The following is a 21,820-nucleotide window of genomic DNA, read 5'->3' as shown; positions in this document are numbered from 1 at the left end:
AAGTAAGATATTCTTTCCATTTCCTATTGTACAACTTTCCATTATAATCACAAGGGGGAGCCTGACCACCTGTGCGGCGTTGGGAAAGTTAACATATATTTCATATTCGACGCGAACCCTTCGGAATGCCGGTTTTACGGCAATCATTTCACACGTCAAACTGTCGATATTTGTAGGGTTTTGTCCCTATTTCTTTGCTATAAATGTAATGATGCTGGTTAATTAGGCTCGGTTTTTAACTTCTGTCGGTTTTTTTATCTATAATTTTACAGTGATCTCATACGATTGTAAAAGTGAACTAAGGGGGATTTTTCGTGAAGCATAGGAAAGGATGGCTGCCGGTACTTTTCGTCTTCGCTCTCGTTTGGCTCGGGGGATGTTCCAACGACGTACCGACACCGGAAGAACGTTGGCATACATATGTTCATGCTTGGGAAACCGAACAATTTTCCGACATGTATGAACTGCTTTCAACAAATGCGAAAAAGACAATCTCAAAACAGAAATTCGTCGACCGCTACAAAAATTTGGGCAGCGATTTAAAAATTACCGACGTGACCATTGAATCGAAAGCCGTTGCGTCGGAGAGCGACAGGAAGAAAGAAAAAGAGGACGGTAAGGTGAAATTGCCGTTTTCCGCACAAATGAGCACGATCGCGGGTAATGTTACGTTTTCCGAAAAAGCAACGCTCGTGAAAGAAACACGGAAAACAGCCGAAGGCGAAGAACAGGTAAATTGGTACGTCGATTGGACGACCCAGTTAATCTTTCCGCAATTGACCGGACCGAACATCGAGGTCCACTTGGCAACGCTTTCCGCTGAACGCGGTGAAATTTTGGACAGGAACGGACGCCCTCTCGCCGTCAACGGCCAGCAAGCTTCCGTCGGCATGGAGCCGGATCGATTGAAGACCGGTTCGAAAAAGAAATTCGCCGAAATTACGGGAATTCCCGTGAAACAAATCGATGATAACTTGCACGCATCATGGGTGAAACCGAACTATTTCGTTCCGATCGTCAACATCCCGTTGACCGAAGAAGAAAAACTTAGCAAGCTTCAAGCAATTCCCGGAGTATTCATTCGGAAAATCCCGGCACGCATCTATCCGTACGGTGAAGCCGCGGGTCATTTGACAGGCTATATCGGCACGATCTCTGCTGAGGAATGGAAAAAACATCAAAAAGACGGGTACGACAAGTCCGACAAAATCGGAAAAACGGGTCTGGAAGCGATTTTCGAAAACCGGCTGCGTGCTGTCGACGGCGTCGAGATTTACACGACGGATCAAGACGGGAACCGGTTGCAGACGATCGCGAAAAAGGCTCCGCAAGATGGGGAAACCGTTCAGCTGACCATTGATGCCGAATTGCAAAAGAAAATGTATGGAAAATTCGCGGAGGACGGCGACGTCGGTACAGCCGCGGCGATCAATCCGATCACTGGTGAAGTTTTGGCGCTTGTTACCGCACCTGATTTCAATCCGAACACCATTCACGAAGACTACAATGCTTTGAAACAAAATGAGAAGCAACCGCTGATCAATCGGTTCATTCAAGCCTACTCTCCAGGATCGGCGATGAAACCGATCACTGCTGCCATCGGGTTGGAGACCGGCGTTATCGACCCTGATGAACCGATGACAATCAACGGACCGTGGCAACCGGATTCCTCGTGGGGAGACTATCGCGTTCACCGCGTCGATCATCTAACGTCCGTCGATTTGCGCGATGCGCTTGTTTATTCGGACAATATTTATTTTGCGCGCGTCGCTTATCAACTCGGCAAACAACGATTCAAAAACGAGGCGAAGGCATTCGGTTTCGGACAACCGCTTCCAGACTTCCCCTTCCCGATCGAAGCAGCGCAATTGACAGGCAGCGACGGATTTTCGACGGAGATCGAATTGGCAAACAGCGGATACGGACAAGGCAAAGTGTTAATCAGTGCTTTGCAACTGGCGGATACTTATACGCCTTTTATCAATGACGGGCAATTATTGAAACTTACGTTGCTGAAAGATCGCGTTGACCCGTCAAATAACGTTTGGAAGGAACACATCCTATCGGAGAAAACAGCCGAAACAATCGTAAATGATTTAAAACAAGTCGTGCAAAGCCCGAACGGAACGGGACATGCGGCGAACATCCCCGGCCTCTCCATTGCCGGTAAAACGGGTACGCCTGAATTGAAAGCAAGCGATAAAGTCGAGAACGGTAAAGAAAACGGGTGGTTTGTCGCCTTCAATACGAACGATCCAAAGATTCTCGTCGCGATGATGGTGGAAAACGTTCAAAATCGCGGCGGCAGCCATTATGTCGTACCGAAGGTGGCGGAAATTCTTAATTGGTATTTAAAGCCGTAAGCTGTACGGCGGTTCCCGCGGGAACCGCCGTTATTTTTATTTACGGATACTTTTGTATCATTTTCGCATGCTAACCGTATATCCAATATTTTTTACGGGGGTTAGACGATGAATACTGCAACAATGAAGCAACATGCGACAAAACTTACCGCCGCAGAAATTTCCCAATTATGGGGCGCTTATATGAACGATTCGATGTCTTCCCGCTTCCTTGAATATTTTTCAAACACCGTCGAAGACGAAGCCGTTGCCGGTCTGATTGAACAGGCGTTAAAGTTGTCGCAGAACCATATAACCGAATTGTCAAAGTTGCTGAAAAAAGAGCATTGGATGGTGCCGATGGGATTTACCGACGCCGACGTAAATCTTGATGCACCGCCGTTGTATTCGGACTCTTTTGTTTTGTTTTATTTGCAGGAATTGGGCACGCTCGGCATGAATTTGTATGCGTTGTCGATTACTTTAAGTGCCCGCGATGACGTGCGCCGCTATTTTATCGACTGTTTGCGTGAATCGACGGAGTTATTCGAGAAAACACAGCAGCTATTGCTGGAAAAAGGATTGTATATTCGCGCGCCATACATCCCGTCAACGGATGAAATGACCTTTGTCCGAAACGATTCTTATCTTGGCGGATGGTTCGGAACTCAGCGCCCATTGTCGGCGATCGAGATCACCAATCTGTATAAAAATAGACAGCGAAATGAACTCGGCGAAAAGTTGATTCTTGGGTTCAGTCAAGTAGCGGAAAATGAGCAAGTCCGTTCATTTATGAAAAAGGGGCATGCCATTGCGAAAAAACATGTTTCCATTTTCGGCAGCCAGATGACAAAGGATAACCTTCCTGCTTCCGAAACTTGGGACACAATGGTGTCAACGTCGACTGAGGCACCGTTTTCCGATAAACTGATGATGTTCCATACAACTTCGTTCATCGGGCTGAGCATTTCCTTTTACGCGACCGCAATTTCGACCAGCTTGAGAAAAGACCTCACGAGTAATTATGCAAGATTGATCACCGAGATCATGAAATACGCTAACGACGGTGCGAAAATAATGATTAAAAACGGCTGGATGGAGCAGCCTCCGCAAGCGGCCGACCGGGATCAATTGACCCGAGAACGCGGATAGAGCGGATGGAATGGAATATTTATTGTGGAGCCTCGCTCTCCCCGGGTTTGGTCAACTTTTGCGCCGTCAATACGTGAAAGGCATTTTGTTGCTCGTATTGGAATTTATGATTAACGTACGGGCAAACTTTAACGAAGTCATCTTATTGAGTTTCCAGGGCCGCATTACTGAAGCAATTGCACGGACGGATTACGAATGGCTGATGTTCTATCCTTGTTTCTACATGTTTGCCGCGTGGGACGCATACCGGTACGAGGCGAAAACGCCATCGCGATTGACCTATTTGCCTTTCGTCTTCGGTGCCTTTTTCGTCACCGTCGGGTTGATTTATTCAAACGTACGCGTATTCGGTATTTTATGGGGTCCGCTCTGGCTTCCGCTGCTTTCCCTTGTTCCCGGAGTAACCGTTGGTTGGTGTTTGAAAGTCATCTTCACAAATCGAAAAGGTTGAACCGGCATTGCTATGCCGGTTTTTATAGGTAAATAGACCTATTTTCGCCTAGGAAATATAGATCATTTTCAATGATTTTGTCGTTTAAAGCAGGATTTACCTACGCGAATGCGAAATTTACGAATATAGACTGAACCACCAACAACAATAGCGAAAGACATCGTGATCGACTTTGGGGTGGGACAATGGACAAAGAAAGACAACAAGAACTATTAAATCGTTGGTACGAAACGATTAGAGGCGACGATTCGGGAGAGTCCGTCAGTTGGAAGAAAAGAATCGACTCCCGTCTTGATGATTTTGACGACCCTGAGCAAAGAACGTATTATCATTTGCTCGCGCTGAGATTCGAGTTGCTGCATAAGGATATCGAACGGGCGCAGCATCATTTGGCCGCCGTTGAACCTTTTCAAGAGACGGCCGACGCGAACTTGAATTTCTTGTACCCATTTTTCAAGGGCATTTATTTTTACACCCGGCAACGTTACAAAGAATCAGTCGACTGCTTCTTGCAGGCCGAGCCGTACATCGATGCCGTCAGCGACGAAGAAGCGGCCGAGTATTATTACAAACTGGCCTCTTCTTACCACCGAACTTACAGCATCACACAATCGATGAAATCCGGGCAAAAAGCACTTGAACGATTTAAAAACCTCGGGAGGCATGCGCGGATTGCAGACTGTGAGAACTTACTAGGCATCAACAATAAAGACATTATGCAGTACAAAGAAGCGGAACGTCATTATCACGATGCTCTCGTGCACGCGGAGAAAGCGAAAAACAAAGAATTGAAAATGCTCATCATGCACAACTTCGGTTCCTTTTACTCCGATCAAAACGATGCGGCCACGGCAATCATTTTTTTGAAAAAAGCGAAAGAATTGATGGAACCGTGGGAAAACGCGCTTAAAGTCGTCAACCTGTATTTGTTGGCGAAAAACCACTTCAAGACAAACCAGCGCGACAAAGCGCAATGGTATTTGCAAGCGGGCCTTAATTTCTCGCAGGAACTCGGATTCGAAGCATACTATTTTCATTGCTCCTTGTTGAAAGCGAAATATTTGCAACGCGATGCTTTCGAGGAAGTATACCGTGAAGGCATTTCTTATTTCAATGACAAGGAACGTTGGGACTATGTCGTCGAATACGGTGAAGAACTCGGGTCTTATTATGGTGACATAGGGTTCTACGAAAAGGCATATAAATATTACCACCTTACCATTTCCGCAAGGAAAAATATTGAGAAGGAGCGCGGAATCGCAAACGGAGAAACAAGTTCTCTTTAATGCGGTGAACTGCGTTTTTGAAAGGAGGTCACCTAATTGACAAAGTCGGACCATGACGGCATTCGTGATTAGAAGATTGGAAAATCCGCATTGCTAGCTTTGGCAATGCGGATTTTCTAGGTCATACGTCTTTAACCTTCCGTAAAGCGTATGAGTGGATTTTCTCGCAAACTTTTGCGATAATGGATTCTAAGAATGAAACGGTTCACTTTTTAAATCAAAGGGGAGTAGCTGCCACGCCAATCCAGGGTGGTACAAAGTCGTCATTTCGGGCGTTTCGCCCCGGCTTTGTAGACTTCATGTTTAGCGAGACCTTTGACTTCTGCGCAAATCGCATGCAGGGGCAAAGGTTTTTTTAGATAGGCGACCTTTGCCCGCGAACGGGCAAGGGTTTTTTTCATGCTTGAATAGAATCCGTTTAGGGTAAAAAAATAATGACACTTGCGGACAAGTTTGAGCGATTGCTGCCGTTGCCGTTTGATTCACCGATCGCACTTCAACGGAAGGTTAGGAGGAAAATGAATTGTTTGACATTGCATTTTGGACTTCGTTATTTTCAATCTTCATCATCAATATCGTATTGAGCGGCGACAACGCCGTCGTCATCGCGCTGGCATCGCGTAAGTTGCCTGAGGAACAACAAAAAAAGGCCGTTTTTTGGGGGAGTTTCGGCGCGATCGCACTCCGGGTCGTACTCACGCTAGTCGCTGTCTGGTTGCTGAAAATTCCTTTCTTGCAATTCATCGGCGGTTTGTTGTTGATTTGGATCGCTTATAAATTATTGAACGAAAACCACGATGAAGGGGATACCGTTGAGGCAGCGGAAGGGCTTGGAAAAGCCATCCAAACAGTGATCATTGCTGATCTCGTCATGAGTTTGGACAATGTGTTGGCGATTGCCGGCATTGCCGGAAACAACTACTGGCTCGTCGTGATCGGATTAGCACTGAGCATTCCGCTGATCGTTTGGGGAAGCAACCTTTTATTGAAATTGATGGACAAATTCCCCATTATCATTTGGGCAGGCGCAGGTTTGCTCGCCTGGACTGCTGGTGAAATGATCAATAAGGACGACTTCGTTAAACAATATTTGCACCCGTATATCCACTCTTTCCACTGGATCGTCCCAGTAGTGATCACTGTCGCGGTTCTCGGAATCAGTCTTTATAAGGAATTAAAGAACCGGAACACCAACGACGCTTCCAGCGAAAACAAAGAGTCCGAAAAAGAGAAGAAAAACGAAGCATCAAAAGCCTGAGGATGAAGGTAAATCAATAAAAATGACGCTCCCGAGAACGCTCGAAGAAAAAGGGCTGTGCAATCGAAAACGCAGGACTATCGAAAGGGAGCGTCGACGTTAATTTTTTCAAAAATAGATAAAATCACGTAAACAAAGGGTGCCTCTGATCGGGCACCCTCATTTATTAAAGCCGTTTCCATACGGCATGATATACGTACTTCAAAGGAACACCGTGTTTTTCGGCGATTGCCCGGCAGTCTTCAAACTCCGGAGAGCGTTGAACAACTTTGCCTTTCAACCTGCCCTCTTTAACGGTCACTTCTCCCCATTCGGTATTGACTTTATAGAACCGTCTTTCCAAACGGTGAACTGTCGTCGGAACATAACGGATCCCAAGCGTCGTCGTCTCCGTAAAAAGAATACGTTCCATCCGTTCCAAGTCTTCCTGATGACATAAAAGTTGCAGCATGACCCCGGGGCGGTTTTTTTTCATATAAATCGGGATGTAAAATACATCGTTCGCTCCGGCGTCAAACAATAGATCCATAACATGTCCGAGCCATTCTCCCGGCATGTCATCCAGATTCACTTCCATTTTCACCATGTTTTCATCGACATGTTCGCGGTTACCCGGCATGTGGCGCAACTCCTGTCATGACACGCAGGACGTTCGGCTGGTTCGGCCAATCTTTCGTTCCTGCCCCGTAACCGATTCTCTCTACTTGCATGTCCGGAATCGGACCAATCGATTGGGCGAGGGCAGCGATAATGCCCGCCCCAGTCGGCGTCGTCATTTCCCCTTGAATGTCACTCGATTTCAAAGGAATGCCTTTCAAAATATCGATTGTTGCCGGAGCGGGGACCGGGTAAATGCCGTGATCGATGTGGATCGTGCCGTTTCCGACAGCGACAGCCGAACTAACAATTCGCTCAGGATTCAACTGCTCAATGGCTAATGCCGTTGCAACAACATCAATAATCGAATCAACGGCGCCAACTTCGTGAAAATGTACTTTTTTCAAAGGAATGCCGTGAATACCTGCCTCCGCCTTGCCGATGATTTTAAAAATCCGTAAAGCGGTTGTTTTTACAAAATCGGTCAGTTCCGCCTGATCGATCATCTTGATAATCGTATCGAGATGCCGGTGTCCGTGCGGCTCTTTTTCACTCTCCACGATGAATTTTGTCGCGGTAATTCCTTTTTTCACGACCTTTTCCCAATGCAATCGGTATTCGGATGAGAAACGCAAAGATTTCAAAGCTTTTTCAATAGATTCGGGATCTGCCCCGGCATCGACGAGCGCGCCAACCGTCATGTCGCCGCTGATGCCTGAAAAGCAATCAAAGTACAGGATGTTCATGGTTTCCTCCGTTTATTAAGCGATACAATTGAGCCGCATGGTATCCGGCGCCGAAACCGTTGTCAATGTTAACAACACTCACGCCTGGTGCACATGTATTTAACATTGACAGCAACGCAGATAATCCGCCAAAATTGGCTCCGTAACCGACGCTTGTCGGCACAGCGATAATTGGATTATGGATGAGTCCAGCCAACACACTCGTCAGCGCCCCTTCCATACCGGCCGCGCAAACGACAATCGTTGCACCGCGAATGACCTCAAGACAATCGAGCAACCGCTGCAGTCCGGCCACGCCGACATCATTGATCCGTTCGACCCGGCATCCAAACGCCTCCGCCGTTACCGCCGCTTCTTCTGCAACCGGCAAATCCGACGTACCTGCACATACAACTGCAATATAACCATCGGTATCGACTGCTGCTGCCGCTTCTTTTTTCCAGAGCAGTGTACGGGCGGTTTCGTTATACTGAAGGCCGTCGATCCGCGGCATCACTTGTTTTGCTTTTTCAACATCCACTCTCGTGGCGAGCACAACTGGTAATTTTTCTTTGATATGTTCAATAATTTCAATGAGCTGTGCCGCGGTTTTCCCTTCGCCATATATGACTTCAGGAAATCCTGTCCGCGCTTCACGATTCACATCGAGTTTCGCAAATGATAAATGATCATAAGGCTTGAGTCGCTCTTTCGCTTCATCAATGGACATCTCGCCAGCTTTTACTTCTTGTAACACTTGCTCGATCGATTTCTTGCTATGCTTCATAAAGAATCCCCTTATTGTTTTGTGAGCATTTGGTTCATGCTGCCGCTTTTATAGCCGACGAGATCAAGTGTGACATACTGATATCCATACGTTTTCAAGCGTTCCGCTATCATTGCATGATTGTCCAGTACGATCGCCATCTCCTCCGGCTCTACTTCAATTCTTGCCGTTTCCCCGTGCGTTCGCACCCTCAGCTGGCGAATCCCAAGCGATCGAATGAATTGCTCCGATTTCTCAACCTTCGTTAGTTTTTCTCTTGTCACTTCCTCGCCATACGCAATCCGGGAAGAAAGACACGCAAAAGATGGTTTGTCCCAAGTCGAAAGTCCGAAGCGTTTCGACAACTCACGAATTTCTTGCTTATAGAGTTCCGCTTCTTGCAGCGGGCCGCGAACCCCGTATTCCTTGGCCGCTTTCACCCCTGGGCGATAATCACTCATATCGTCAGCAATCAAGCCAAATACAAGATTGTGAAAGCCGCGATCTTCCATGATCGGCAGCAACTCTTCAAATAATCCTTTTTTACAAAAATAACAACGGTTTCTATTATTTTCCACGTAACCGGGAATGGCAAGCTCCGATGTTTCAATGACCAAATGCGGGGCGTTGAGTTCCGAGGCAATCTTCTTCGCTTCTATCAGCTCACTTGATGGATACGTTTCCGAATCTGCGGTCACTGCGAGGACATGATCGGTTCCGAGTTCGTCAAGCGCCGCCTTTAATAAAAAGGTACTGTCAACCCCGCCGGAAAAAGCAACAACGACGCTTCCCATTTCTCGGAGGATTGCTTGTAGTTTCTCATATTTTTGTTCCAACATGCGAAAGCCCCCATATATATCCACAAAATCGATTGAGCATTCTTATTTTTACATTTGTTTTTACTTTAATGAATAACCTAAGATCCGTCAACATTGTATAACCGGAATTTTTTCAAAATTCAGTTGTCAGTCGCTTAATCCGAGATTATAATTGAAGTGAAAGTTACTCTATTCGTCGACTGTTGACAATATTCGTTAAGGAGAGGACATTCGACGAAGTTGCTTTTCCCCTGAATAAACCGTTAATTTAATGCGGGCATGAAAGGAGGATAAGAATGAAAAATTTTGTCGCCGCTGCCGTTCAAATCGCTGTCGAGCCGAATCAGGTGACGTCCAACATCAATAAGGCATTGAAGTGGTTAGAGCGTGCCGTTGCAGAACATAAAGCGGATCTTGTCGTTTTTCCTGAAACAATCACGACCGGATTCAACCCAAACCTTTCGCCCGAGCAACTTTACGATCTCATAGACGAAGTTGACGGTGAACAAACGAAACCGATTCGGGAAGCGGCAAGGGAATTATCTGTTCACGTCGTCTGGCCGACGTACACGAGAGGCCCAAAGAGAGGATTTGTTTACAACAGCAGCCTTCTCATTGATGCGAAAGGTGAAATTGTCGGAGTTTACCACAAAACGCATCCTTTTCCATCTGAAAGAAGAGCTGGAGGCGGTTGGGCTGAAGCAGGGAGTACGGCGTGCGTATACGAAACGGAACTCGGTAACATCGGCATGATCATCTGTTATGACGGTGATTTCCCCGAACTGGCCAGGCTGCTTGCTTTAAACGGTGCCGAAGTGATCGTTAGGCCTTCAGCGTTAATGCGCAGTTTCGACATATGGGATTTAACGACACGTGCACGAGCGTATGACAACCATGTGTATATGATTGGCACGAATGCAGTCGGTCCGGATGCCGGCGGCGCATACTACTTCGGTCACAGCATGATTGTCGATCCAACCGCATGGAAATTGGCACAAGCGAGAGGCACTGAAGAAATCATTTCAGCCGAACTCGATTCAGACCCGTTGAAGTACATCACGAAAGGGTCTCGTGCGCCGATGACTTTCGATCATCTCGAAGACCGAAATTTGGACGTTTACCGGGAATTGTTGAAAGAAGGAAAGAGTCGATTCGAACCTGCCATTCGAATTCCTTACAAACGAAGGAGTGAATAAGAATCATGATTCGACAAATGGGTGCCGTGTTTACCAGGTTTTCCGAGCGATTCATGCCGAACCCGATGATCTTTGCCATCCTGCTGACCATTATTACTTTTTTAATGGGCATTGGGCTAACCGATACTGGATTTATGGGAATGGTTAAAGACTGGTACTCGGGATTTTGGAATTTACTTACATTTACAATGCAAATGGTGTTAATTCTCGTAACGGGGCACGCGTTGGCCGTTGCTCCGGGAGTTAAAGGATTTATCGAAAAAATAGCAGGTAAGCCAAATAATAATGCGCATGCCGCCGCCTTAACGGCTTTAGTAACTTGTATTTTTGCCTGGATTAACTGGGGTCTCGGATTGATTGTAGGAGCATTGTTTGCGCTCGAAGTCGGAAAACAAGCGTACAAAAAAGGAATCAAAATTCATTACCCGCTTGTCGTCGCTGCAGGCTACTCGGGACAAATGGTTTGGCATTATGGACTGTCGTCGTCTTCCGCTCTCGCTTCGGCAACGGAAGGCAACTTCATGGAAAAAATTATCGGCGGACTTGTACCGATTTCGGAGTCCATTTTAACCCCCTATGCGATACTTAACAGCATACTCATGATATTAATTGTCGTACCGGTGATCTTTTATTTCATGGCGCCGAAAAAAGAAGATTCCGTTGGAATCGAATCGTATGCACCACAATTGCTCGAAAATGAAAGCGCTTCCTCAATAGAGCCTGTGCCTGATAAGGAGACGAATCGCGGGAAAACAAACGTTGCCGACTTGCTGGAGAACAGCCGATTACTGAGCGGGTTCGTCGTGTTGATCGGCTTGATTTATATCGTCTACCACTTTATTACGAATGGCTTTGACTTGAACTTGAACATCGTGAACTTTATTTTTCTTATCGTTGGGCTTTTACTTCATCAAACGCCGATTCGTTACATCGACGCCATCACGGAGGCAACTAAAGGAGCAAGCGGCATCATATTGCAGTTCCCCTTTTACGGAGGAATCATGGGTATGATCTCCCTATCGGGGCTCGGAGCGGTTATCGCCGGATGGCTGCTCACTTTTGCGACTCCGTTCACGCTGCCAGCAATTACATGGCTTACTGGGGGATTAGTTAACATTTTCGTTCCTTCCGGGGGTGGAGAGTGGAGCATTCTCGGCCCGATTATTACGCCGGTTGCACAAGATTTAGGAGTCCCGATGGGCAAAATCATCGTTGCCTTCGGTGCCGGTGATATGTGGACGAACATGTTCCAGCCATTCTGGGCAATCGCGCTTCTCGGTATTACCGGGATGAAAGCCCGTGACATTATGGGGTACTGCATGGCTTTAATGATATTGGCCGCACCGTTTTTCTTTCTCGGATTAACCTTCATACCTTACTAAATCTTGAAAGTTACAACAAGAATACTTCTATCCTTATATGGTTGCTCATGAAACGGCTATCGAGCAGTGAGCATCACTTTTATGGAAAATAACCGGCATGAAGTGTACACTTCATGCCGGTTCAGTCATGTAAGATTTTCTATTGAACACGATGGTTGGAGATGGTCGATTCATGAAATGTTCGGATCAAGGAAATACGGCCATTCTAAGATTCCCAGATTTCAAGCGAACGGCGCAGCGATCTTCACATCCATGGCTTCTAACCGTCTCCGAATCGCTCGAATCATTTCAAGCGCCGCTGGTGTATCCCCATGCACGCAAATCGTTTGACCGGAAACCTCGATTTCATTGCCCGTAATGGTAACGACTTTCTGCTCGGTCACCATTTTTAACACTCGATCTGCAACTTTATTAAGATCACTGATCACCGCGCCTTCGATTTTGCGGGAAACGAGTGAAAGGTCGTCGTTATAGGCGCGGTCGGCGAAAATCTCGAGAACAAACGGCAGTCCTTTCTTCTCCGACCGTTTATGAAGTTCAGAATTCGGCTTTACGTACATCGGAAGGTCCGGCCTTACCGCCAGCACCGCATCTACAATGTTATCAGCAAACGCAGCATCGCCATCGGCCAAATTGTTCATTTGCCCATGCGGCTTAATATGCTGCAGTTTCGTTCCATGTTTTTCACAAAATGCATGGAGCGCACCAATTTGATAAATAATCATATTCATTAAATCTTTTCGCGATACATCCATGTTTCGGCGGCCGAAACCGATCAAATCCGGAAAACCAGGATGTACACCGATCCCGACGTTATGTTTTTTCGCCATGGCGACCGTATGATCCATTACGTTCGGATCACCGCCGTGAAAACCGCAAGCAATGTTTACCGAAGAGACAAGCGGAATGACTTCATCGTCATAACCAAGCTTGTAAACACCGAAACTCTCTCCCATGTCACAGTTTAAATCAATCGTCTTATGCATGCATTACCCTCCTCGAAGCGCGGATTGCAAAATTTTGAACGTTCTTTCTTGCTCCCTCAGCCAGCGATGAGCATCGGACAGTTCCACTTGATGAAAACGAACTGTGTCACCGGGTTTTACTTGTGCCAGCTTCGGCAAATCGACCGTGATCACCCCGGCAATTTTTGTATAGCCGCCGACGCTTCGCCGGCCGACGTTAAACACGATCGGCAACCCATTTTTCGGAATTTGCACCGCGCCGAGAAAGTTGCCCTCAGAAGCAATATCTGCGCTGTCCACATGTTCCACTTCCAGTCCTTCGAGACGGCAAGCCATCCGGTCAAGCTTGGTTGACACTTTATAATCCGACGATAAAAAAGTTTCCATGCCTTTGCTCGTGAAGGCGTCAGCCTGCGGTCCGAGAATAACGCGAACATCGACTTCTTTCGGATACTCGGGAATCAAAGAAGTGGATAAGCGCCGGCCGCTCCTCGCATCTGCTGACGGCGTTCCAATGTTAAGGACATCGCCTTTTTTTAGACTCCTGCCTTCAATGCCGCCGACTTTTCCTACCGTGTCCGTCGAACGGCTGCCAAGAAATATAGGAACATCGATGCCTCCAGCCGCCGCCAAATAAGCTCGGCATCCGCTGCGGGTGCCTTTCAAATGGATGACGTCTCCTTCTGAAACATTTATCGACGTCCACATCGGAACCGGTTTTTCATTCACGGTCGGCGTTAAATCCCCTCCCGTTATAGCAATGACCGCCGGCGTTCGCGCTTTCAATTTTAAACCAAATAAAGTAACCTCGAGTACCGCGCTTTTGTCTGGATTGGCAACGAGCAAATTGGCCATCCGGCAGGCGTAATGATCCGCAGCTCCCGAAACGGCCAACCCGTATTTTTGATACCCTTTTCGGCCTAAATCTTGTATGGTTGTGAAAATCCCAGGATGGATGACTTCAAAAATGGCCATTCCCTCCTTTCACGGAGATGACAGGCTCATATTCCCCGGTTTCAACCTCATGGACGATCGATTCGAACTCACGTTGTCGGATGGGCTTGAATTTCACATAATCCCCCGCTTCCAGCAAAAACGGATTTGCTTTCCCAGGGTCGTATAACGCTAACGGAGTTCTTCCGATCAACCGCCAGCCGCCTGGGCTTTTCACCGGATAAATGCCCGTTTGCCCCTCGGCGATACCGACACTGCCGCCGGGGATTGAAACACGTGGATTCGAAAGACGCGGGGTGGCAAGTTTTTCAGACATGCCGCCGAGAAATGGAAAACCGGGAGTAAATCCGAGAAAATAAACCAAATACTCGGGGGAGGAATGGATGGTGATGACTTCTTGCGGTGTAAGCTGGTTATGTTCCGCAACCGCTTCGAGATCGGGGCCGTTTTCGCCTCCGTATACGATCGGAATCTCGATGACCCGGGTTTTTGGAAGCTCCACTTCCTTCATTTCCCGCTCCAAACTCTTTAGTTTCCTTACGGCTTCCGCAAACGTCAATTGGAGCGGATCATATGTAACGAGCAAAGTCCGGTATCCAAGGATCGTCTCGCCAAAACCGGAAACTTGCTCCTCTTCTACCAGCTTTGACAAACTTCTAATTTTTGCGTTCGTTTCTTCATCGTCTTGCCGGCTGACCTCCACGAGAATCGATTGATCCCCGGCTGGCTGATATCGAAATTTCAATGGACGCCACACTTCCCTTGCGTAAGGATATTTTCCTAAACAAACGGACGGGACGGAAGGCCATTTCCGAAAAGCGCGCAAAAACACAACGCTTTCACCAAGCCATTATTCGCTTGGTCATGCCAACCGTGTCAACCGCAACCATTTTATTAAAAACATTCTACCATTGCATCTGATGTCAAACAATAAAAAGTCCCGCTCCAGCAATAGACAACAGCGGGTTAGCGGGATGATCGACTCCTGCATCGTAAGCGTTTGCGAGTTTCACCTCGTTCTTTGCAAATCTAATCTTTTCAAACAAAAACCGCGTGGATAAAATCCCACGCGGTTCCCATCAACAAAAGCTGTCATTCGGCTTGGGAACGGACAGACCAAACAACGGCCGGATGGATAAAGAAAGAAAAGTACCGGCGAGAGCGGCGACCATCCAAACATACCCGTGCAAACTGAAAGAGGCGATGCCGCCGAAATAGGCACCGATGTTACATCCGAATGCGATGCGGGCGCCATACCCCATGAGAATACCGCCAACCATGGATGCGGCAATCACTTTGCCCCCGAGTTTCGGCAGTTTGAACAACCCTGCGGCGGCCGAAGCTACAAAAGCACCTAGTATAACACCAAAGTCCATCACGCTCGTAGAATCCTTAAACACCGATTGATTAAGTTGAGCCGCTTTTGCCCCTTGCCAATAAGTCCAGTCCGTGACATCGATACCGATGCTTTGAGCGGCTTGAGAGCCCCAGAGGGCGAAAGCGGAAGTTACGCCCCACGGATGTCCGCGGAACATTAAAGTGAGCGCGTTAAGGACGGCTAGGACAATCGCTCCCACCCAAAGCGGCCAAGAACCTCGCACGACGCGTTTCCAGCCGCTTGCTGAAGGGACTGGTTTCAGTTGAGGCGGTTGTTTTTTCTTTTGAATAACCCAAACCGCAATCGTAATCGCTGCAAAAATCAGCAATGAAACGATCCAAGCGCCGAAGTATCCCCATCCGGTTGAAGTAGCGAGCGAAACGGCTGGAAAATGAGGCATCTCTTGCACCCAAAACGCCCAATGCCAAGCACCTAAAACCGATCCGATGATAAAACCGAAAAGCGTTACGAAAGAAGCGGTTCTCCCTCCACCGATATGATAGAGCGTTCCGGAAGCACATCCGCTGCCAAGCTGCATACCGATGCCGAATAAAAATCCGCCGACGACGACGCTTGTGCCGACAGGAAATACGTATCCTTGCGGTTCCGTTCCGAAAAAGCCTATGCCCATGGATAAAATCGGCGCAAATAACGTGCATGCAGCAGCAAGCATGATCATATGTGCGCGTACCGCCGCGCCGTTGCCGACCGACATGAGTTGCCGGAAACCGGTCGTAAAGCCAAAACGTGCGTGAAATAACGTATAGCCTAACAACAAGCCAAGCCACAACAAAATGCCTTGTTGCCATCCCGCGACGTTAATCGCAACAACGGTTAAAAGAATGGCCGCTAATCCCCCTCCGAAAACGAAAAGACGCTGCGGAGAAACGAGATTCGGTTTTGTTTCCGTTGCCTTGTTTGATTGATTCATTGTCGTATGCATAGACATGAATGATTTCACCCCATTTTCCTATCTCTTTACTCAGTTTTATTCTTAATAAATTGTATGCCTCTCGCATTCGTTTGTAAAAGAATTTGCCTGTAAAAAAAGCCGTTTCCAAAGAACGGAAACGGTTATTCCTGATCGGTCTATTAACTAAATACATGATTCCCGATGGTAACGATCGTCGGACGCGAACGCATCCACTTCGAATCGGATTTTTCCGGATTAAAATAAAAGAGTGCGCCGTCAGTCGGATCCCAGCCTGCGACAGCGGCATAAACGGCCCGGTACGCTTCTTCATTCGGACGATTATAGATCGCGCCGTTATCCACACAAGAAAAAGCGCCAGACTTATAAACGACACCGGAAAGCGTATCGGGAAATTTGCCGGAATCCATCCGGTTTAATACGACAGCTGCGACAGCAACTTGACCTTCGAACGATTCACCTCTCGCCTCTGCGTAAACGAGTTGAGCGAACAGCTGGATCTGTTCTTTTGTAAAAGTGTTTGCTCTCAACCGATGCCACGTCTTTTCTCCTACGATGCCGTCCGCGGTTAATCCATATCTCTGTTGGAATGTTATGACCGCCTCGCGAGTCAACGGACCAAAGATTCCGTCTAAGAGACCATGATACAACCCGAGTTGTTGCAATCGATGCTGCAACCCCCATACGTAGCCTGCGTGGTCCCCCATACTCAACGTCGGTGCCGCGGCCTCAACTTTTTCTCCCGGCAGCACTTCGCTTATACCGATTCCAAATGCAGCGGCAATCATAAACATGATCAAGATTCGTTTCATATCTTGTCTCCCCCCTCTTATTCAGATTCGAGAGACCCCCTTTTGCACGCGTTCAGTATAGGGCGTTTCTGCTTTCTCATCAATAGTGATCTGGAGGCAAGAGAGGAAACTTTTACACATTCAAAATTTCTGGTTGCCGCTTTGACTTTCTCGCAAAGCATCCGGGAGAAGGCATTGTCCAACTAACCGATCTTCTGCTCAACATATCTTCCTCGAGGTGGAGGTAGTCTTTTCTAGGCTGAATACGTACCCTAATTATCATTTTCGGCAATCGATCATTCCGATTTCATCAAGAACAATACATAAATGACAGGCAATCCGAACGTAACGGCGATTATCCCTTTCCACCCATACGTTGTCCATAACGGCCCCAACATCGTTCCCCCTGCCGCCACCCCTAAATAATAGCTGACAAAATATACCCCGGAAGCGCCTGCTTTATGATGTCCGGCGGCCTGGCCGATCATGGCGGAAGCCATGGAATGCGCGATGAAAAAACCGAAACAAACGAATGACAATGCGGCAGCGACGAAAATTAAAGTTGAAACGGTCGTTAAAATTACACCGAACAAACATATAAAAATCCCGCTGAACATGACTTTCTTTATGCCGAACCGCTTCGTCAAATAACCGCCGACAGGCGCACCGATCACTCCGAAAAGGTAAGCGAGATAAAAGAAAGAAACGGTCGAAAGCGAGAGCGAAAACGGCGGCCCGAGCAAGTAAAATGGGATGTACGTCCACGTGCCGGTAAAAGCAAGTTGTAAAATGAAAGCAAGCCCGAACAGCGGCAGCAGCCGGCGATTGCGCAAATGCGCGATAAAATGATGAATGTCGGCAGAAAAAGAGGCTTGCGCCGGCTGAAAATGGCGGGACTTCGGCAATAAAAAAAGCAACGCGAAAAAAATGAACAAGCCGGTGCCGGCGATCATGTAAACGGCGAGACGCCAGTCGTAAGTTCCGGCAACGTAGCCGGTGACGACGCGGCCGGCGAGGCCGCCGAGCGCATTGCCGGCGATGTAGACGGAAATGGCGAAGCCGGCGCTGGCGCGCTCGACTTCCTCGCTGATGTAGGCGAGCGCGGCGGCGGGAAGACCGGCAAGGGCGAAGCCTTGGATGAAGCGGAACGCGAGAAGTACCGTGAAAGATTCCGTGGCAGGAATCAGGAGGAATAGAATCATGGATACGAGGAAGCAAAGCTGCATGAGCCGGACGCGGCCGAGGCGGTCGGAGAGAAAGCCGAAGAGGATGAGGCCGATCGTCAGGGAGAGCACCGGCAACGATTGCGTGAGGCTTGCGGCAGCGGGGGAAATATCGAATTGTTTCGAGAATAGCGGTAAGAGCGGCTGTACCGCGTACAGGCTGGCAAAAATAAAGAATGACGCCAACGCAAGTCCGAACGCCATTCTCCAAAATGCGATATCCTTCATCGTATATTTTGAAACAGCTGTGGACACTGGTTTCATTGTTTCAGAACCTTTCTTCCGTCAAAACAACATTCATACATGCCGTTTTCGCTGGTTTTTCCGATGATTCGTCTCTTACGGGGACTGAAATTGGTTCCGTGCGAGTTGGTACCAATCATCTCCTTCGGCATCGTTGATGACAACGGCCGGAAAGTCTTCAACGACCAATTTCCGAACGGCTTCGGTACCAAGATCTTCGTAAGCCACCAACTCCACGTGTTTAATCGTTCGGGCAATCAGGGCGCCGGAGCCGCCGATGGCGCCGAAGTATACCGCCTTGTTCACTTTAATAGCTTCGATAACTTCCTTGTTGCGATACCCTTTGCCAATCATGCCTTTCAGCCCTAATTCGAGCAATGTCGGTGTGAACTTGTCCATGCGGCCGCTCGTCGTTGGACCGGCGGATCCGATCACTTGCCCGGGCTTTGCCGGCGTCGGGCCGACATAATAGATGACTTGATTTGCCAGGTCAAACGGAAGCTTTTCGCCATTTTCCAATTGTTCTATCATTCTTTTATGTGCCGAATCTCTCGCCGTGTACAGTGTTCCGCTGATCAACACCCGATCCCCGGCTTTAAGCGAAGTGATTCCATCTTCAGATTCGAACGGTACTTGGATCTTGATTCTCGACAATACGATTCGCCTCCAATCGCAGGTTACAGCACCACATGTTTATGCCGGCTTGCGTGACAATTTAAATTGACGGCTACGGGCAATGCCGCGATGTGACAAGGGGCCGTTTCGATTTTGACATCCAATGCTGTCGTGTTTCCGCCCATCCCTTGCGGACCGATACCGAGGCGATTAATTTCCTCCATCAACAATTGTTCCAACGCCGCGATCGCCGGCTTCTTGTTCCTTTCGCCAATCGGCCGGAACAAGGCTTTTTTCGCCATATACGCAACGGTTTCAAAATTGCCGCCGATGCCAATTCCAACGACCAAAGGCGGGCATGCATTCGGCCCGGCTGCACGAACCGTCTCGATAATATATTCCTTTACACCTTCCAAACCGTCAGACGGCTTTAACATTTTTAACACGCTCATATTTTCCGCTCCGCCGCCTTTGGCGCTCATTTGGATGTCTAATCGATCGCCTTCCGTCAATTCAACATGAATAACAGCCGGCGTATTGTCCCCGCTGTTCTTTCGCTCAATCGGGTCATCCACGATCGAATAACGCAAGTACCCTTCCTCATACCCTTTGCGAACCCCATCATTAATGGCGTCATAAAGGCTGCCGCCGACAAGATGACAGTCTTGGCCGAGCTTGACGATAAAAACAGAAACCCCGGTATCCTGACACATCGGAACGCGCTCCGACGAAGCCAGATGGGCATTTTCGATCAATTGGTTTAATACATCCTTGCCCGTCTCGGAAACTTCATTTCTCAATGCCGTTTGAAAGGCGTTCACGACATCTTCGCCAAGTTCAAAATTCGCTTGTTGACACATTTCCGCGACTTTCTCAACAATGTCGGCGTAATGAATCTCTTTCAATTCGGTTTCCTCCCGCCGCTGCGGACTTATTGCTCTAGGATTCTATCAATCAAATTTTCTTTACCGCTTTTCGATTGGCGAATGCTCTCCATTAACGATTTTCCGGTTCGGCTAATGTGATTCGCGAGCAATTTAGAAGCCTTCGCCGCATCTCTCTCTTTCACCGCCCATAAGATTTCTTCATGTTCCTGCTTGGACAAGTCGACCTGTCCTGTAAGCATATGCGGGGTTTGCTGCGGAAAACCGTTCCACAACGTTTCGATAAAAGACAACAAGCGCTCCCACTCGCAATATTTCATCAGCAAGCGGTGAAACTCAATGTTTGCCTCTACAAATTGTTCAAGATCATCCATCGCGTTCATGTCTTCCACGAGCTGTTCCAATTCCGCAATATCTTCTTCTTTCATTTTATCGACGCTTTTGCTGGCTGCCAGTTTCTCGAGTTCGGCGCGCAACGAATAAATTTCGTCAACATCTTCGGCGTTCAACGATTTGACGATCGCCCCGCGATGAGGCATCAATTTAATGAGCCCTTCCGTTTCCAATCGCCGAAGCGCCTCACGTACCGGCATGCGGCTCACGCCTAGCGCCTTGGCGAGATCCTCTTGAATGAGACGTTCTCCCGGTGCAAAATCGCCTTGCAAAATCGCTTTCCTTAACACATTGCATACTTTCAGATGCAATGTATCTCGGTCTTCCAATTTTAAATCAACTTTTTTGTTCATTTAGACCGCCCTTTAGCATTTTTTGGAATGGTTTTCATCCTTTTCTTCTTCCTAGGATATAGGATACAAGATCGTTTTGTCTATATGATTCAACGATTTATGCGTATAACCCATCCTCAAATAAAAGTTTTGCCGCCATTCACTGAGCGATCCGCTTTTCCAGAAGTTACATAAAACTCACAACTCGATCATTTTCCAAATTCAATATTCGCTCAATCGCGGCTTCGGTTTGCTTGCCAAGAACAGGCAGCGCCAATCTGCTAAACTTTTGCTTTAACTCTCCCGCGCTTACAGGGTTTTCCGGATCTCCTTTCGGTCCACGCGTCTCTTTTGATCGTCGGCGGCCGTCGGCCAGAAGGATTTCAACAATCGCTCCCCAATCTTTTGGATAAGCGGCTTCCATCTTATCGCTGACGGAAACATGAACTTTCTCCATCAAATGTCGAACGTCAGGATGAAATAAATGATCTTCATTAAAATCAGAGAGTGATGCACTGCCGAGTGTAAAGGCGAGAGCGGCACAATATTGGATGCTGAACTTCGCCGCATAAACCGTATTCGGTGCCGGATTGTCGGTAATGTCCAAAGCAATCTTGTACGTTTGGATCCTTATCTCTTTTAGGTCGTCCGCTTTCACGCCTTCGCGAATGTAATCGAGTACGAGATCGACGACCGCATGCGTATGGCGGCAGGAAGCATGGATTTTAAATGAATTCTCCATGATTTTAAACGTTTTCCCAAGCTGATCCGTCACCTTTCCTGCATCAGGCTCTTCGGACATGGCCTGAAAAAACCCGCGGTCTCCTTCGAGAATTTTCCGCGCAGCCGTGAACCCTTTCTCCGCTAAAACGGCAGAAATGACACCGTTGTACGCAGCCTTCGCGGGGTGAAGCTGTTTAGACATCGCCCCGTCCTCGATAAATTCCCATAATCCGGCCGCCTGCGTACCCGCATTTCCGAGCGTATGGATGATTTGTTCTTCGTTCAAGCGGAGCAATTTCGCAACCGCCGCAGCTGCACCAAACGTTCCGCACGTCGCTGTGTTATGCCAATAGTAGTAATGCGACGGCGTGACGGCTTCTCCAATCCGGTAACAAACTTCATATCCGATGGCAAC

21 protein-coding genes and 1 riboswitch are annotated in these 21,820 nt (G+C 47.9%); of the genes, 7 read left to right on the top strand and 14 right to left on the bottom strand.

Annotated features, from left to right (window positions below; genetic code table 11):
• Positions 1-314 precede the first annotated feature (314 nt).
• The 5 genes from VFK44_05240 to VFK44_05220 all read left to right on the top strand — a co-directional run bounded on the left by VFK44_05240 (position 315) and on the right by VFK44_05220 (position 6,489).
• Positions 315-2,363, top strand: a complete 2,049-nt coding sequence (locus tag VFK44_05240) for a penicillin-binding transpeptidase domain-containing protein (protein ID HET7627776.1) — start codon at positions 315-317, stop codon at positions 2,361-2,363.
• Between the two features lie 108 nt (positions 2,364-2,471).
• Positions 2,472-3,494, top strand: a complete 1,023-nt coding sequence (locus tag VFK44_05235; protein ID HET7627775.1) for a DUF3231 family protein — start codon at positions 2,472-2,474, stop codon at positions 3,492-3,494.
• A gap of 10 nt (positions 3,495-3,504) precedes the next feature.
• The gene (locus VFK44_05230) at positions 3,505-3,945 is read left to right on the top strand and encodes a hypothetical protein (GenBank protein HET7627774.1); all 441 of its coding nucleotides are present in this window, start codon (positions 3,505-3,507) and stop codon (positions 3,943-3,945) included.
• 185 nt (positions 3,946-4,130) lie between these two features.
• Positions 4,131-5,231, top strand: coding sequence for a hypothetical protein (locus VFK44_05225; GenBank protein HET7627773.1), 1,101 nt, complete (start codon positions 4,131-4,133; stop codon positions 5,229-5,231).
• A 210-nt stretch (positions 5,232-5,441) separates the two neighbouring features.
• Positions 5,442-5,602: riboswitch (yybP-ykoY riboswitch) on the top strand.
• Between the two features lie 152 nt (positions 5,603-5,754).
• On the top strand, positions 5,755-6,489 hold the full coding sequence (locus tag VFK44_05220; protein HET7627772.1) for a TerC family protein: 735 nt from the start codon (positions 5,755-5,757) through the stop codon (positions 6,487-6,489).
• 166 nt (positions 6,490-6,655) lie between these two features.
• On the opposite strand, the gene larC (VFK44_05215) is transcribed toward VFK44_05220, so the two are convergent.
• Genes larC (VFK44_05215) through larE form a run of 4 tightly spaced genes read right to left on the bottom strand, consistent with a single transcriptional unit; the run spans position 6,656 to position 9,416 of the window.
• Positions 6,656-7,108 carry a nickel insertion protein gene (gene larC, locus VFK44_05215; GenBank protein ID HET7627771.1) on the bottom strand — a complete coding sequence of 151 codons (453 nt, stop codon included), beginning with the start codon at positions 7,106-7,108 and terminating at the stop codon, positions 6,656-6,658.
• The gene (gene larC / locus VFK44_05210) at positions 7,098-7,832 is read right to left on the bottom strand and encodes a nickel pincer cofactor biosynthesis protein LarC (protein ID HET7627770.1); all 735 of its coding nucleotides are present in this window, start codon (positions 7,830-7,832) and stop codon (positions 7,098-7,100) included. The genes larC (VFK44_05215) and larC (VFK44_05210) overlap by 11 nt, the downstream gene beginning before the upstream one ends.
• On the bottom strand, positions 7,813-8,598 hold the full coding sequence (gene larB / locus VFK44_05205; protein HET7627769.1) for a nickel pincer cofactor biosynthesis protein LarB: 786 nt from the start codon (positions 8,596-8,598) through the stop codon (positions 7,813-7,815). The genes larC (VFK44_05210) and larB overlap by 20 nt, the downstream gene beginning before the upstream one ends.
• A gap of 11 nt (positions 8,599-8,609) precedes the next feature.
• Complete coding sequence (gene larE / locus VFK44_05200; protein ID HET7627768.1) at positions 8,610-9,416, bottom strand: ATP-dependent sacrificial sulfur transferase LarE; 807 nt, start codon at positions 9,414-9,416, stop codon at positions 8,610-8,612.
• Between the two features lie 275 nt (positions 9,417-9,691).
• Here larE and VFK44_05195 point away from each other — a divergent pair, with 275 nt between their 5' ends.
• A complete protein-coding gene (locus VFK44_05195; GenBank protein HET7627767.1) occupies positions 9,692-10,591 on the top strand; it encodes a carbon-nitrogen hydrolase family protein in 900 nt (299 codons plus the stop codon).
• Positions 10,592-10,596: 5 nt separating this feature from the next.
• On the top strand, positions 10,597-11,973 hold the full coding sequence (locus VFK44_05190) for a TIGR00366 family protein (GenBank protein HET7627766.1): 1,377 nt from the start codon (positions 10,597-10,599) through the stop codon (positions 11,971-11,973).
• A 221-nt stretch (positions 11,974-12,194) separates the two neighbouring features.
• On the opposite strand, the gene VFK44_05185 is transcribed toward VFK44_05190, so the two are convergent.
• The 10 genes from VFK44_05185 to VFK44_05140 all read right to left on the bottom strand — a co-directional run.
• On the bottom strand, positions 12,195-12,959 hold the full coding sequence (locus VFK44_05185; GenBank protein HET7627765.1) for a 5-oxoprolinase subunit PxpA: 765 nt from the start codon (positions 12,957-12,959) through the stop codon (positions 12,195-12,197).
• Positions 12,960-12,962: 3 nt separating this feature from the next.
• Positions 12,963-13,913, bottom strand: coding sequence for a biotin-dependent carboxyltransferase family protein (locus tag VFK44_05180; protein ID HET7627764.1), 951 nt, complete (start codon positions 13,911-13,913; stop codon positions 12,963-12,965).
• Positions 13,900-14,637 carry a 5-oxoprolinase subunit PxpB gene (gene pxpB, locus VFK44_05175; GenBank protein ID HET7627763.1) on the bottom strand — a complete coding sequence of 246 codons (738 nt, stop codon included), beginning with the start codon at positions 14,635-14,637 and terminating at the stop codon, positions 13,900-13,902. Before pxpB ends, VFK44_05180 begins: the two co-directional genes overlap by 14 nt.
• Before the next feature lie 334 nt (positions 14,638-14,971).
• Positions 14,972-16,219, bottom strand: a complete 1,248-nt coding sequence (locus tag VFK44_05170) for a YeeE/YedE family protein (protein ID HET7627762.1) — start codon at positions 16,217-16,219, stop codon at positions 14,972-14,974.
• A 143-nt stretch (positions 16,220-16,362) separates the two neighbouring features.
• Complete coding sequence (locus VFK44_05165) at positions 16,363-17,013, bottom strand: cell wall hydrolase (GenBank protein HET7627761.1); 651 nt, start codon at positions 17,011-17,013, stop codon at positions 16,363-16,365.
• Positions 17,014-17,288: 275 nt separating this feature from the next.
• Entirely contained in the window at positions 17,289-18,479 is a 1,191-nt protein-coding gene (locus tag VFK44_05160) for an MFS transporter (protein HET7627760.1), read from the bottom strand.
• Between the two features lie 75 nt (positions 18,480-18,554).
• Positions 18,555-19,112, bottom strand: a complete 558-nt coding sequence (locus tag VFK44_05155; protein HET7627759.1) for a Fe-S-containing hydro-lyase — start codon at positions 19,110-19,112, stop codon at positions 18,555-18,557.
• Between the two features lie 23 nt (positions 19,113-19,135).
• Positions 19,136-19,978 carry a fumarate hydratase gene (locus VFK44_05150; GenBank protein ID HET7627758.1) on the bottom strand — a complete coding sequence of 281 codons (843 nt, stop codon included), beginning with the start codon at positions 19,976-19,978 and terminating at the stop codon, positions 19,136-19,138.
• Positions 19,979-20,004: 26 nt separating this feature from the next.
• Entirely contained in the window at positions 20,005-20,703 is a 699-nt protein-coding gene (locus tag VFK44_05145) for a GntR family transcriptional regulator (GenBank protein ID HET7627757.1), read from the bottom strand.
• Between the two features lie 166 nt (positions 20,704-20,869).
• Positions 20,870-21,820: MmgE/PrpD family protein (locus tag VFK44_05140; protein HET7627756.1), on the bottom strand; the 951-nt coding region annotated here is incomplete at its 5' end.

This window comes from Bacillales bacterium (genome assembly GCA_035700025.1).
Classification (GTDB): Bacteria; Bacillota; Bacilli; order Bacillales; family DASSOY01; genus DASSOY01.
The sequence above is the reverse complement of the archived record's forward strand: the minus strand, read 5'-3'. Positions and strand labels throughout refer to the sequence as shown.